This window comes from Vogesella sp. XCS3, from assembly GCF_020616155.1.
In the GTDB taxonomy this organism is placed as follows: Bacteria; Pseudomonadota; Gammaproteobacteria; order Burkholderiales; family Chromobacteriaceae; genus Vogesella.
This window is the reverse complement of sequence record NZ_CP085530.1, coordinates 2,517,501-2,530,255: the sequence shown is the minus strand read 5'-3', so window position 1 is coordinate 2,530,255 and position 12,755 is coordinate 2,517,501. Positions and strand designations below refer to the sequence as shown.

Here is a 12,755-nt window from a genome sequence, read left to right as displayed (position 1 = left end):
CAATAGCAAGGCCGTGGTGACAAGCTGTGGAGGAGGATGGTTGCAGCCGGCCATGCCCGGCTTGGCGCCTGGTGCTGCTGCAGGTTGGCCGCACGCGGCCAACCTTTGGTGCGGGATGCGGGCTTAGCCGCGGTTGAACAGGCCACCCAGCAGGCTGGCGCCCTGGGCCAGCAGGTTGTCGCCTTCTACCTGGCCGTTGGGGGTGAGCTTGTCGATCACGGTGGGCAGGTGCTCGGCGATCTGTTGCGAGGCCACGGCCGGGTCGATGCCCAGTTTTTCGGCCAGGCCGGCGATCTGCTCGTTACCCAGCACGCTCTGGATCTGTTCCGGGGTGATGGACAGGTTGGCACCGGTGCCTACCCAGGACGAGACGATCTCGCCCAGGCCGCCGTTCTGGAATTTTTCTACCAGGCCTGCCACGCCGCCGTTGTCGTTCAGCAGGGTGTTGGCAGCCTGCAGCAGGCCACCTTGTTCGCTATTGCCAAGCAGGCTGCCCAGTTGGTCGAGGATGCTCATGGTGTGCCTTTCGTATGGTGGTAAAAGAGTGTCCAACTTAAACCCTTTCTTGTTACAGATAAATGTTTCTATAAATCGATGGCGGGTGCGAGCACCAGGCTTGTCGTTTTAACTGCTTGTTTTCACTACACGATTTTGCAAGCGCGGCATGGACTTTCGCGCCGTGCTGCCGCATACTGCCGTGTTTTGCCATTCAGGAGCAGGCCATGCCTATCAACCACTTCGACTTGCAGCGTTTTGAAGCGATCAAGGTACGCGAGAGCATTCGCAAAGCCGGCTCGCCAGACCGTTTCGGCAAAGAATCCAATGCCAAGAACGACAAAAAACTGGACAACCCGCTGCTGGGCAAACTGCTGAAAAGCCACGTGCCCGACGACAAGAAGTAAGCGCCACGCTGCCCGCACGGGCAGGTGGTATGGCTGACACCCCCACGCGCACTGCGCCTGGGGGTGTTTTGCTTGTTGGGCCTGCGTTTTAGCGCTGGGTGTGTCGCGAATGTGGTGTAAGCATTTGCTATGCACAGTGTGTTCATATTCATTAATGAAGTAACACATAAGCCTGTCGCACAAATTGTTTATGCTGGTGGCCATGGCAAGACTGGACGATAGCGACAATGAATAAATGGCTGACAGGGACCGTGGTGCTGGCGGTAGCCGGTGGAGCGGTGTGGTGGCAGGCAGGCAAGCAGCCTGCGGTAGATAAAAACGCGCGGGCCAAACGCCCGCCGGTGGTGGCGCTGGCACCGGCGCAGCCCAACCGGCTGCCGGTGGTACTCACCGCCAATGGCACGGTCACCGCGCTGGACCGTGTGGAGGTAAAGCCGCAGGTGTCCGGCGTAGTGGGGCGCGTGCTGGTGCAGGAAGGCAGCATGGTCAAGGCCGGTACGCTGCTGGTGCAGCTGGATGACGCCGCCGAGCGCGCCGCGCTGGCACGGGTGCAGGCGCAGCAGGCCAGCGACGCGGCGCAGCTGAAGATTGCCGAGCGCGACCTGGCACGCGGGCGCGACCTGTTCCGCCAGCAATTCATTTCGCAAAGCGCGCTGGACGCCCTGCAGGGCAAGGTAGACAGCCTGCAGGCTACGTTGGCCGCAGACCGCGCAGCGGTGGAATCGGCCCGTGTCAGCCTGCGCCAGAAGGCCATCTACGCGCAGGTAGACGGCCGTGTCGGCGCCATCAGCCTGTCGCCCGGTACGCTGGTGCAGCCAGGCATGGCCACGGCTATGCTCACGCTGACGCGCATGTCGCCGGTCGCGGTGAGCTTTACCCTGCCGGAGCAGCAGCTGCAGGCGGTGCGCCAGGCGCAGCAGGCCGGCCCGCTGAAGGTGGTGGCGCGCAGCGGTAACGGCGCGGGCCAGTGCCACAGCGGCGAGCTGACATTTATCGATAGCGCCGTGGACAGCAGCAGCGGCAACGTGCTGCTCAAAGCCCGTTTCGACAATGCCGGCACGGCCTTGTGGCCGGGCCAGTTCGTTAATGTGGCGCTGCAGGCCGGGCGCTATGAAGGCGCGGCCAACCTGCCGGTAGCGGCTTTGCTTACCGGCCCCGACGGCCAGTTTGCCTACACCGTGGGCGAAGACAAAAAAGCGCAGCGCGTGCCGCTGACGCTGCTGGCCATCCAGAACGAGCGCGCCATTGTGCGCGGTATTGCCCCCGGCCTGAAGGTAGTGGTCAATGGCGGCCAGAACGTGCGCCCAGGGGAGCTGGTGACGCTGGCGCCGCCGCGCAAGCAGGATGCCAGTGCCCCGGCGGCGGCCAAGGTTGGCCGCAGCGAAGCCAGCAGCGCGGCTGCAGAAGCTAGCCGTGGCGGCCGCGCTGGCGGCAAGGGTAGCCAGAACCTGGCCGAGTGCAGTCCTGCAGCCGGTGGCGATAAAGGCGCCCGGGCCGCAGGTGCCGACGCCAGCGCGCCACGGGCCGAGGGTGGCAAACGCCAGCGTGCAGCCAGCGGAGCGCAATGATGAATATTTCCGAGCTCTGTATCCGCCGCCCGGTGATGACGGTGCTGCTGTGCCTGTCGCTGATTATCGGCGGTTTGTTGGCGCTGCAGCGCATCCCCATCGCCGCGCTGCCCAGCTACGAGACGCCCACCATCAACGTGTCGGCCAGCCTGCCGGGTGCCAGCCCGCAGACCATGGCCAGCTCGGTGGCGACGCCGCTGGAAAAACAGTTCGCCACCATTCCCGGTGTCGCGGTAATCAGCTCCAGCAGTAGCCAGGGCAGCACCTCGGTGACGCTGGAGTTCGAGCCCGGGCGTAATCTGGACGGTGCCGCGCTGGACGTGCAGGCCGCCTTGCTGCGCGCGCAGCGCAGCCTGCCGGACGAGATGACCAGCCTGCCGTCCTACCGCAAGGTGAACCCTGCCGACGCGCCTATTTTGCTGCTGGCGCTGAATTCGCCGGCGCTGTCGCTCACCCAGCTAAACGACTATGTGGACAGCCTGGTGTCGCCCACGCTGTCTACCATCAACGGCGTGGCCCAGGTGCAGATCTTTGGCCAGAAGCGCTACGCGGTGCGGGTAAAGGCCGACCCGCAAAGGTTGGCCGCGCGTAACCTGACGCTGGACGAGGTGGCCACCGCCCTGCGTGCGGCCAACGGCAATACGCCGCTGGGCACGCTGGAAGGCCCGTCGCAGGTGCTCACCATCCAGTCCGACAGCCAGCTCAAGAGCGCCGCCGAGTTTGCCGCCATGGCGGTGGGTAATCGTAATGGCAGCGTGGTGCGCCTGGCCGACGTGGCCACGGTGGAAGACAGCATCGAGAACCTGAAGACCGGCAGCTGGGTGAACGGCGAACGCTCCATCGTGCTGGCGGTGTTCCGCCAGTCCGACGCCAACACCGTGGCGGTGGTGGACGCCATCCGCGCCATGCTGCCCAAGCTGGAAAGCCAGCTGCCAGGCTCGGTGCGTATGACACCACTGTCCGACCGCTCCGATGCTATCCGCGAGGCAGTGCACGACGTGAACCTCACCATGCTGCTGACGGTAGCACTGGTGATCATGGTGATCTTCATGTTCCTGCAGCGTATGGCCGCCACGCTGATACCGGCGCTGACGCTGCCGATTTCGCTGATCGGTACGCTGGGCCTGATGTACCTGATGGGTTATTCCATCGATAACATCTCGCTGCTGGGCCTGACGCTGGCGGTGGGCTTGGTGGTGGACGACGCCATCGTGGTGCTGGAAAACATCGTGCGCTACATGGAGGAGGGCGACGACGCGATGACGGCGGCGCTGAAAGGCTCGCGCGAGATCGCGTTCACCATCGTCAGCATTTCGCTGTCGCTGGTGGCTATCTTCATCCCCATCTTTTACATGGATGGCGTGATCGGCCTGCTGTTCCACGAATTTGCCGTGGTGGTGTCGCTGGCCATTCTGGTGTCGGCGGTGGCGTCGCTCACGCTGATTCCGCTGCTGGCCTCGCGCTTTTTGCGCCGCGACCACATGCCGCACCACGCCGACGCCGGCCAGGGTCACGCCATTGCCCGTGCGTTTGAGCGCGGTTTCGATGCGCTGCTGGCGGCCTACGAGCGCACGCTGGACGCCGCGCTGCGCCACAGCCGGCTGACATTGCTGGTGGCGCTGGGCACCGTGGCCGGTTCGGCGTGGATGTTCCACGCCATTCCCAAGGGCTTTTTCCCGGTAGAGGACACCGGGCAGGTCAGCATCAATACCGAGGTGCCGCAGGATGTGTCCTACGACAGGTTGGCCGCACTGCAGGCGCGCGCGGCCACCATCGTGCAGCAAAGCCCGCACGTGGCAGCGGTGACGTCGTCGGTGAGCGGCAGCGGCGGGCGCATGTTCGTCACGCTGAAGCCACGCGGCCAGCGCGGCAAGATCGACCAGGTGGTGGACGACCTGCGCAAGGACCTGCGCAAGGTGAACGGCCTGAGCGCGGCGATCAACCCGGTGCAGAACCTGCGCCTGGGCGGCCGCAGCAGCAAGAGCCGCTACCAGTACGTGCTGCAGAGCGTGGACAGCAGCAGCCTGTACGACTGGGGCGAGAAGCTGGAGCGCGCCATGCGCAAGGACAGCCTGTTCCAGGACGTGAACAGCGACGCGCAGCGCAAGGGCTTGCAGGCCGAGCTGCGTATCGACCGCGACAAGGCGGCGCAGCTGGGGGTGGGCATGCAGGCCATCCGCACCGCGCTGTACACCGCCTTTGGCCAGCGCCAGGTAGCCACCATCTACACCGACAACGACAACTACTCGGTGCTGCTGCAGCTGGACGATAGCCAGCGTGTGAACGAGTACGACCTCACCCGCCTGTACGTGCGCGGCAGCGGTAGCGAGCTGGTGCCGCTGACCAGCGTGGCCAGCATCCAGCGTACCGTGGGGCCGGTATCGATCAGCCATCAGGGCCAGCTGCCGGCGGTGACGCTGTCGTTCAACCTGCCGCCGGGCGTGGCGCTGGGCGAGGTGGACGCGCGCCTGAAAGCCATGCAGCAGGAAATCGGCCTGCCGGCCAGCGTGTTTACCAGCTACGCCGGCGACGCCGCGGCGTTTGCCGAGTCGCAAAGCAGCCAGACCACGCTGCTGCTGGTGGCCTTGCTGGTGATCTACGTGTTGCTGGGCGTGCTGTACGAAAGCTACATCCACCCGCTCACCATCCTGGCCGGCCTGCCGTCGGCGGCCATGGGTGCTTTGGGCGCGTTGATGCTGCTGAATCAGGAGCTGACCATCATCGCCAGCATCGGCATCCTGATGCTGATCGGTATCGTGAAGAAAAACGCCATCATGATGATCGACTTTGCGCTGGTAGCGCAGCGCGAGCAGGGCATGAGCCCGCAACAGGCCATCCGTACCGCCTGCCTGCTACGCTTGCGCCCCATCCTGATGACCACGCTGGCCGCCATGATGGGCGCGCTGCCGATTGCGCTGGCGCTGGGTGCCGGCGCCGAGCTGCGCCAGCCGCTGGGTGTGGCGGTAGTGGGCGGCCTGCTGTTCTCGCAGCTGGTGACGCTGTACATCACCCCGGTGCTCTACCTGTGGTTTGACGGCTTGGCCGCTAGGGTTGGCCGCAAGGTAGCGGCTGGCTAAACCGCCGCCTGTTTTATGTTATCGACCCGCCCGCTGCCTGGCAGCCGGCGGGCTTTTTCATGCGTATGGCGTAGTGTGGTTTTTTTGCCATGGTGCGATGAAAGGTTGTGTAGGTAATACCACAAAACTACCAATTAAGCGCATTTGCCCGACATGCAGGCATGAAAAATGGCTAGATATGTCTGCATATTGCGTAATAAATTGTGCTTAAAAAGGCACATTGGCAATATTTCCTGGCTGAGTTACTATGTGTTTTCTATTTTAATATTTAAAAACAAGCATTTAGAGCAATGTTTCTAAATTAATACCAATAAGGCTCCAGTTTTGCATCCAGTTTCTTCTATCCCTGCCAGACGGGCACTGCGTGGCTTTACGCTGCTTGAGCTGGTTGTCGTGGTGGCCCTGCTCGGCATTTTGCTATCGGTGGCCTTGCCGTCCTACCAGAGCTACGTGCGGCGCAGCGGGGCGCAAACAGCGGCGGCCGATCTGGTGGCCTTGAGCCTGGCCATGGAAAACCTGTACCAGCGCCAGCTGGTGTACCCGCAGCCGGCCAGTAACCCGACGGCAGATACCAGCAGCACGCTGGCCTACCTGGCCTCCGGCACCAGCGCTTCGCCATGGGCACCGGCGCGGGGCGACCGTTTCCGTTATGTGGTGCAGGCCAGCGCCAGCAGTTACACCCTGAAGGCGACCGGGCTGGCAGGTGGTGTGAACGAGGGCTGCGAGCTGACGCTGTCCAGCAGCAATATCCGTGCGGTAAACGGCGGCGCGGCCTGCGGCGGGATCTCGGTATGGTAGGCCGCGCCGCGGGCTTTAGCCTGGTGGAAACCATGGTGGTGCTCAGTATCGGCTTGCTGTTGCTGCTAGCCAGCGTGCCGTTGACACGCAGCTGGGTTGCCAATGCCCGCATCAGCCAGGCCGATAGCCAGCTGCTGCAGGCCTATGCCAAAACCCGCGCCCTGGCGCTGCGCAACCCCTTGGCCAGTATCGGCAACACGCCGGCGGCGACGTTGCTGATTCTGGATAACCAGCGTGTGCAGGTGCGGGAAGGCAGTAGCGGTACGCTGGCGTGGTCGGTGACAGCGGCAGACGGGGTGGCATTTTTCCTGGCAGAGGACGCGGCAGCCGCCGCGCTAGGCTGTGGCAATGTGCTGCGGCTGGACAATAACGGCCTGCCATTAGGCGCGTGTCGTCATTACGCGGTGAGCGCCGCAGGGGGGGATCGCCTTGTTGCCACGCTACGCTAAACCCAGCCGCCAGCAGCGCGGCATCAGCCTGCTCGAGGCGCTGATCACGCTGTTGCTGATGTCCATTATCGGCATCGGTACGGCCTATATCGCGGCCAAGGCAGCCGTGGCACAGCGCCACAGCAGCAGCTTGCACCTGACGGTGAGCCAGCTGCGCGAGGCGCTGAGCCGTGGCGAGTGCCGTAGCACCACGCCGCGCAGTAGCGAGCTGCCCCTGGGGGGCGGTAGCGTGCAGGCCAGCTGCCAGAGTGTGGTGACCACGCTGAGCGTGGTACCGCTGTCCGGCGGTATGGCCAGCCAGACGGTGTCGGTGGCCATGCCTGCTATCCGTGCCAGTGGCAGCTTGCTGGAAGGGGAGGTGCGTATCGACCCCCAGGGCTCATGAGCCGCCGCCATCAGGCTGGCATATCGATGCTGGAGCTGCTGATAGGCATGCTGCTGGCCATGTTTGCCGTCATGGCCATGTTGTCGCTGTCGCGTACCACCAGCCGCGTCACCGCGCTAAGCCGGCTGGGTGTGCAGACGGACGCTCAGCTGGCTACCGGCCTGTTGGCCGCAGACAAGCTATTGGCGCAGGCGGGTTATTTTGCCGTGACGGCTTCGGGTAGCGTACCGGTGCCACGCTACCCCGACGATTTACGGCTGCTGCAAAACGCCACGCTGGGCGGCAGTGCCCAGGCGCTGTTGCTGGCGCCGGCCAGTGGCACGCTGGTGGCGCAGGCGGGGCAGGGGCAGGCGCTGCTCTGGCGTAGCCGCGATGCGTCCGGCGTGTTCCGCTACGACGGCCTGTACGCTCCGGCCAGTGGCGGTTTGTGGCGCATCCACGGCAGCAGTATGGATTGGGCCGGCTGGGCGCAGGCCGAACAGCTGCTGGGCGCACCGCCGCGCGGGCACGACAGCCTAGCTAGCGCCGGGGTGGCCAGCTTTGCCGTATCGCGTGCCGCGGGTGGCTGCCAGCCATTCGGCGTGGGCAGTAGCGCCAGTGGCGGCGTATACACCGTACGTATTTCTGCATTGGCCTACAGCGCTGGCCAGCGCGTAGATAGCCATACTTGCCTGATGAATTTTCAATGACCAAACCCGCTGTTGCCCGGCCTGTGCGCCGTCATCTCCCTGCCCGTCGCCACGCCCAGCGCGGCATGGCGGCGCTGCTGGTGGTGCTGCTCACCGGTATGTCGCTGTCTGCGTTGACCCTGGGGGTGATGCATTACACCAAGGGGGCGCAGGACAGTAACCACGCCCTGCATGCGCGAACCCAGGCCGAAATCAATGCCTGGGCCGGGGTGGAAGCGTTGCGCCAGTATGTGCAGGGCAAGCAGGCCAGCGACCTGCCTTCGCTGCAGGAGGTGGCGATACGTAATGCAGCCGGCCAGACGCTGGCGACGGTGCATTACCAGGCCAGCTGTTCGAATGTAACGGCGGGGGAATACTGCTTTCACGTCGTTGGCCGCAGCGCTAACAGCACGGCGACGCTGGCGGCAGGGCTGCGCTTGAGCAGCGCCAGCCCGTCCTACCCGCGGCTGCAAACCGGCCTGGCGGTGAACGGCGGCCTGAATGTGAGTGGCAACCTGTTTCAGGTGCGCAATGGTGCCAGCGGGATGGGGGGTGTCTCGGTAGATGGGGACATCAATATCGACAAGATCAGCACCTCGGCCTCATCGCCCACCTGCGCTACCGGCAATATCAAGATCGGTGGCAATGGCGCGTACACCGGCAGCTATCTGGCGCAGGGCGATATCTGGGTATTTGGCGGCGCCACGGCACAGGATGTGTCGCTGCAGGCGCGCAGCGTGGTGATAGGTGGCAACGCCGAAGACGGCCGCCTGCGCCCGGGTGGTGCCTCGCGCTACCAGCGCATCAGCTACCAGCAGTTTCTGGCTACCGGCCCGCTGGAGATTCGCAGCCTGCAGGGCGGCGGCAATCTGTATGCGCCGTCGCCCTGGCTGTTGCCCACGCTGGAAAGCGGCAGCATCGGCGGCCAGGCGTATGGTATCCCCGGCTACAACACGGCGGCGCAGCTGGCCACCTGCCGCCTGGCAGATGGCCGCTTTGCCTGTACCGAGCCGGTAGTAGAGGGGAGCGAATACGTGATACCCAGGCTGTCCACGCGCGTTCCGCAAACCATCCCGCCGGTGCAGTGCCAGACGGCACTGGTGAACCAGGACGCCAACCGGCTGGAAGCACTGGCCAATTACGTGTTCTATTTCGACGAGCAGCATCAGGGCCGCCCTACGCTGAAGATCCAGCATATGCGTAGCAGCAGCGGGGTAGACCTGTCGGGCACCTATGACTTGAGCCAGACGACGCTGGCCATGACCAGTTTCCCGGCCGCCCCCACCATCCCGCTGCTGCGCTGTAACGGCGGCAGCTGCCGGCTGTGGGAAAAAACTGCTGCCACGGGCTGGGGTAAGCTGGCTGGCCTGGAGATGCCGCCGGGCGTGGTCTTGTTCAAAACCACGGCGGCCAACGCGGGCAGTGTGGAAATCAGCGCCGGTAACAGCGTGCTTTATAACACCCTGCTCTCGGGTGGCACGCTGACACTGGCCAATAGCGGTTTGCGTTCGCTGGTGGCGCCGAATTTTTCAGCCAGCGGCAGTGCCACGCCGCGTACGGCAGCCGCGTGCAGCCAGCTGGCCTACCCCAGCCAGCTATGTGATGGCGCGGGCCACCTGAAAACCTGGACCGATAGCCAGGGCGAGCATCAGGGCATACCGGTAGGCAATATGGCGGTGGTGGTGAATGGCTCGTTTGCCCCCAATGGCTGGTCGGTAGCGGGCAATGTGGTGATCAGCAAACTGATTCTGGTGAGCGGCCAGCGGGTCACCATACTCGGTGCGGTATGGGTGGGCGATGGCCAGACGCTGGCCGATGGCGATATCAGCGAGATCACCCATGACGGGCTGGAGATCGATGTCAGTACGCTGGCGCCGGACCAAAGCTATATCGACAATGGTGGTGATGGCACGGCACCCGGCAGCGGTAGCAGTAGCGGGCAGGGCGGCCAGGCTGGCGGCAGCGGTAGCGGCGGCACGGGTACCATTACCGGCAGCAGCCTGGCACGGGTGCGGCCGCTATAGGGTGTCTTGCGGCGGCGGCGTATCGCTGAATTCGCTCAGCGCCCAGTCGCGGAAGGCAATCACGCTGGGCAGGGTGGCCAGCTCTTGCGGGTAGATCAGGTAGTAAGCCCAGCTGGTGACCAGGGCGACATCGGACAGCTGCACCAGGGTGCCATTGGCCAGATCGTCGGCAATCATGCTCTCCTCGGCCAGCGTAATCCCCATGCCGCGCGAGGCGGCGGTAATGGCCAGATCCAGCGTATCGAAGGCGTAGGCTTCGATACTGCTACCTGGGTTCATGCCCGACAGCGCGAACCATTGCGACCAGAACTGGTCTTCATGGGACGGGTGCAGCAAGGGGTAGTCCAGAAACTGTTCCATGCTTGGCCGCGGCTTGTCTTTGAACAGTGCCGGGGAAGCCACCGGGACAAAGCGGGCGCCGCGCAGGCGGTGGTAAATCAGCCCCGGCTCCTGGGTTTCGCACGCCTGAAAGGAAATATCGTATTCGCGGCTTTTGAAGTTGGGGTCAAAGCCGGTCACGGTGACCAGGCTGACCATCAGGTCCGGGTAGCGGTTACGAAACTGCGTAAAACGCGGCAGTACCCAGCGCGAGGCAATCGACGGGCTGGCCTTGACCCGCAGCTCGCGCGAGCGGCGGGAAATGGCTTCACTGGCGGCTTCGATACGCGAGAAGGCGTCGCGCACGGCAGGGAACAAGGCGACACCTTCGGGTGTGAGTGTCAGCCCCCTGGCCTGGCGTACAAACAAGGGCAGGCCGTAGTGGGCTTCCAGCGTCTGGATATGGCGGCTCACCGCCCCTTGGGTCAGGTGCAGGGTTTCGCCTGCCTTGGTAAATGAATGGTGTTCGGCAGCCACCAGGAAGACACGCAGGGCATTGAGCGGGGGCAGTTTCATTATTATTGCTCCATGAATTTTACGCATGGTAAACATGCGCATTCATGCTTTGTCAATGCAAGCTGATATGGGTAAGCTTGATTGCTGGTGTGAGTAAAACAGTGTGCAAGAATAGAGGCTTAGCTTTCATTGCTACTGTTTTTGTTGTGATTTGTTGCGTAGAGTAATGTTTTGGAGCAATGCATTTAATGCATGGCTTAAAATGTGGCAATAAAACACTGTTTTAGTCTGCAACACTGGCATTGCCTGCGCTATCATCATGCTGGTGTCGCAGTGTTTATTTGCTGGGTATGACACGCAGGGCTTGCTACACTGTAATGCGGTAGCAAGGCCAATGAATTCCGGTGCAACGGTTTGCCGTAGCACCAGTACCAAACCCGCCCGGAAACGGGCTGTGGTAGGGCCTGCAGGTATCTGACTGTCACGGGTATGGTCTACCCGTCGGATACTGTGCTTGTCCGAGCAGCATGCGGCGTGCCGCGTGCTGTCAAATCCTGATTTATCAGGGTTTTGCTCTGTCCCACGGTGTCCCGCCGGATTCGTCCGGCGGGTTTTTTTTTGTCCGTGCGGCCAACCTTATACTTCCGCCCACTCCCGCAGCAGGTTGTGATAGGTGGCGGTCAGCGACATCACTTCCTCGCAGTCCCCTACCTTCTGCCGCAGCTGCAGGATAGCCATATCAATATCGAACAGCATGGCGCGGCGGGTGTCGCTGCGCACCATACTCTGTGTCCACATAAACGAAGCCAGCCGCGCGCCGGCGCTGACCGGTTCTACACGGTGCAGGCTGGTGGACGGGTACAGGATGGCATCGCCGGCCGGCAACCTCACGCTATGCGTCCCGTAGGTGTCCTCTACGATCAGCTCGCCCCCTTCGTATTCTTCCGGATCGCTGAAAAACAGGGTGCACGATACGTCTGTCCGTACATTTTGCCCGCTGAGCGGGTCGCGGCGGATGGCGTTGTCCACGTGGTTGCCGTAGGTCATGCCGCCCTGATAGCAGTTGAACATGGGCGTCATCAGCGTGTGCGGCAGCGCGGCCGACATATATAGAGGGTGGCGGAACAGTGCGCTACGCACCAATGCGGCCAACTCGCGCGCGGTATCGCTCTCTGGTGGCAGCTGCAGATTGTTTTTCACCTGCACGGCCTGCTGGCCTGCGGTGGTGCGGCCATCTTGCCAGGGGGCGGCCAGCAGCAGCTTGCGGGCGTGGGCGAGTTCTTCGGGGGTGAGCACGGCGGGAATGTGCAACAGCATGATGATTCCTGTAAGGCAGGGTAGACAAACGGCGTGGACGGGTGGGGCGCCGGGCCAGCGTTTTGCCTATCGGCCTGCCGCGATAGGCAAAACGGCCTGCTGTCAGGCAGGCCGCTCGAGGTTTACTGCTGGGCTTCGGTCACAAACCCGATACGGCTGACGCCTGCGTTCTGGGCATCGGCCAGCGCTTCGGCCACCACTTCGTAGCGCACGGCCTTATCGGCGCGCAGGTGCAGCTCCACCTGAGGGTTGGCCGCAGCGGCTTCGGCAAAGCGGCTTTTCAGCCGGCCTTCTTCCATCGGCACATCGTTCCAGTAGATCTTGCCGCTGGCGTCGATGCTCAGGCGGATCGCTTCCTGCTTTTCCTGATGCGCGGCCGCGCTGGCTTGCGGCAAGTCTACCTTCACGGCATTGGTCAGCAGCGGGGCGGTAATGATGAACACCACCAGCAGCACCAGCATCACGTCCACCAGCGGTGTGGTGTTGATCTCGGACATCGGCGCATCGGCGCCCTTGTCGAAACTACCGAATGCCATCTTTGCCTCCCAGTGTCAGCAGGTGTGCGTGCAGGTCGTGGGTAAAGTGATCCATGTCCTGGTTGATCAGGCGGTTCAGGCGGGTAAAGGTGTTGTAAGCCAGTACCGCAGGAATGGCTGCAGCCAGGCCCGCCGCAGTGGCCACCAGCGCTTCGCCGATCGGCCCGGCTACGGTGCCGATCGATACCTGACCCTGC

The 12,755-nt window shown here is 63.4% G+C and carries 13 protein-coding genes (1 of these 13 only partly in view); 8 read left to right on the top strand and 5 right to left on the bottom strand.

Going from position 1 to position 12,755, the window contains the following annotated elements; translation table 11 throughout:
* Window positions 1-123 precede the first annotated feature (123 nt).
* Window positions 124-516: a YidB family protein gene (locus tag LCH97_RS12110; protein ID WP_227301910.1), complete on the bottom strand. Its 393-nt coding sequence runs from the start codon at window positions 514-516 to the stop codon at window positions 124-126.
* A 206-nt stretch (window positions 517-722) separates the two neighbouring features.
* Here LCH97_RS12110 and LCH97_RS12105 point away from each other — a divergent pair, with 206 nt between their 5' ends.
* From LCH97_RS12105 to LCH97_RS12070, 8 genes are all read left to right on the top strand, one after another.
* Entirely contained in the window at window positions 723-902 is a 180-nt protein-coding gene (locus LCH97_RS12105; RefSeq protein ID WP_147695315.1) for a hypothetical protein, read from the top strand.
* A gap of 227 nt (window positions 903-1,129) precedes the next feature.
* Entirely contained in the window at window positions 1,130-2,470 is a 1,341-nt protein-coding gene (locus LCH97_RS12100; RefSeq protein ID WP_227301909.1) for an efflux RND transporter periplasmic adaptor subunit, read from the top strand.
* Window positions 2,467-5,547, top strand: coding sequence for an efflux RND transporter permease subunit (locus LCH97_RS12095; protein WP_227301908.1), 3,081 nt, complete (start codon window positions 2,467-2,469; stop codon window positions 5,545-5,547). The genes LCH97_RS12100 and LCH97_RS12095 overlap by 4 nt, the downstream gene beginning before the upstream one ends.
* Before the next feature lie 324 nt (window positions 5,548-5,871).
* Window positions 5,872-6,345, top strand: a complete 474-nt coding sequence (locus LCH97_RS12090) for a type IV pilin protein (protein ID WP_227301907.1) — start codon at window positions 5,872-5,874, stop codon at window positions 6,343-6,345.
* Complete coding sequence (locus LCH97_RS12085) at window positions 6,339-6,794, top strand: Tfp pilus assembly protein FimT/FimU (protein ID WP_227301906.1); 456 nt, start codon at window positions 6,339-6,341, stop codon at window positions 6,792-6,794. Before LCH97_RS12090 ends, LCH97_RS12085 begins: the two co-directional genes overlap by 7 nt.
* The gene (locus tag LCH97_RS12080; RefSeq protein WP_227301905.1) at window positions 6,775-7,179 is read left to right on the top strand and encodes a prepilin-type N-terminal cleavage/methylation domain-containing protein; all 405 of its coding nucleotides are present in this window, start codon (window positions 6,775-6,777) and stop codon (window positions 7,177-7,179) included. Before LCH97_RS12085 ends, LCH97_RS12080 begins: the two co-directional genes overlap by 20 nt.
* Window positions 7,176-7,868 carry a PilW family protein gene (locus LCH97_RS12075; protein ID WP_227301904.1) on the top strand — a complete coding sequence of 231 codons (693 nt, stop codon included), beginning with the start codon at window positions 7,176-7,178 and terminating at the stop codon, window positions 7,866-7,868. The genes LCH97_RS12080 and LCH97_RS12075 overlap by 4 nt, the downstream gene beginning before the upstream one ends.
* The gene (locus tag LCH97_RS12070) at window positions 7,865-9,871 is read left to right on the top strand and encodes a hypothetical protein (RefSeq protein WP_227301903.1); all 2,007 of its coding nucleotides are present in this window, start codon (window positions 7,865-7,867) and stop codon (window positions 9,869-9,871) included. The genes LCH97_RS12075 and LCH97_RS12070 overlap by 4 nt, the downstream gene beginning before the upstream one ends.
* Here LCH97_RS12070 and LCH97_RS12065 read toward each other — a convergent pair.
* The 4 genes from LCH97_RS12065 to LCH97_RS12050 all read right to left on the bottom strand — a co-directional run.
* Window positions 9,866-10,765 carry a LysR substrate-binding domain-containing protein gene (locus tag LCH97_RS12065; RefSeq protein WP_227301902.1) on the bottom strand — a complete coding sequence of 300 codons (900 nt, stop codon included), beginning with the start codon at window positions 10,763-10,765 and terminating at the stop codon, window positions 9,866-9,868. The genes LCH97_RS12070 and LCH97_RS12065 overlap by 6 nt on opposite strands.
* Window positions 10,766-11,341: 576 nt before the next feature.
* Entirely contained in the window at window positions 11,342-12,022 is a 681-nt protein-coding gene (locus LCH97_RS12060) for a Fe2+-dependent dioxygenase (protein WP_227301901.1), read from the bottom strand.
* Window positions 12,023-12,144: 122 nt separating this feature from the next.
* Window positions 12,145-12,558, bottom strand: a complete 414-nt coding sequence (locus LCH97_RS12055; protein WP_227301900.1) for a biopolymer transporter ExbD — start codon at window positions 12,556-12,558, stop codon at window positions 12,145-12,147.
* Window positions 12,545-12,755, bottom strand: partial view of a MotA/TolQ/ExbB proton channel family protein gene (locus tag LCH97_RS12050; protein WP_227301899.1) — the 3' end only. 464 nt of this gene lie beyond the right edge of the window; the window shows 211 of its 675 coding nt (coding positions 465-675); the start codon falls outside the window, past its right edge; its stop codon occupies window positions 12,545-12,547. The genes LCH97_RS12055 and LCH97_RS12050 overlap by 14 nt, the downstream gene beginning before the upstream one ends.

Coding starts and splice junctions, on each gene's coding strand:
- LCH97_RS12110 (WP_227301910.1), bottom strand. CDS start 516: ATGAGCATCCTCGACCAACTGGGCAGCCTGCTTGGCAATAGCGAACAA.
- LCH97_RS12105 (WP_147695315.1), top strand. CDS start 723: ATGCCTATCAACCACTTCGACTTGCAGCGTTTTGAAGCGATCAAGGTA.
- LCH97_RS12100 (WP_227301909.1), top strand. CDS start 1,130: ATGAATAAATGGCTGACAGGGACCGTGGTGCTGGCGGTAGCCGGTGGA.
- LCH97_RS12095 (WP_227301908.1), top strand. CDS start 2,467: ATGATGAATATTTCCGAGCTCTGTATCCGCCGCCCGGTGATGACGGTG.
- LCH97_RS12085 (WP_227301906.1), top strand. CDS start 6,339: ATGGTAGGCCGCGCCGCGGGCTTTAGCCTGGTGGAAACCATGGTGGTG.
- LCH97_RS12075 (WP_227301904.1), top strand. CDS start 7,176: ATGAGCCGCCGCCATCAGGCTGGCATATCGATGCTGGAGCTGCTGATA.
- LCH97_RS12070 (WP_227301903.1), top strand. CDS start 7,865: ATGACCAAACCCGCTGTTGCCCGGCCTGTGCGCCGTCATCTCCCTGCC.
- LCH97_RS12065 (WP_227301902.1), bottom strand. CDS start 10,765: ATGAAACTGCCCCCGCTCAATGCCCTGCGTGTCTTCCTGGTGGCTGCC.
- LCH97_RS12060 (WP_227301901.1), bottom strand. CDS start 12,022: ATGCTGTTGCACATTCCCGCCGTGCTCACCCCCGAAGAACTCGCCCAC.
- LCH97_RS12055 (WP_227301900.1), bottom strand. CDS start 12,558: ATGGCATTCGGTAGTTTCGACAAGGGCGCCGATGCGCCGATGTCCGAG.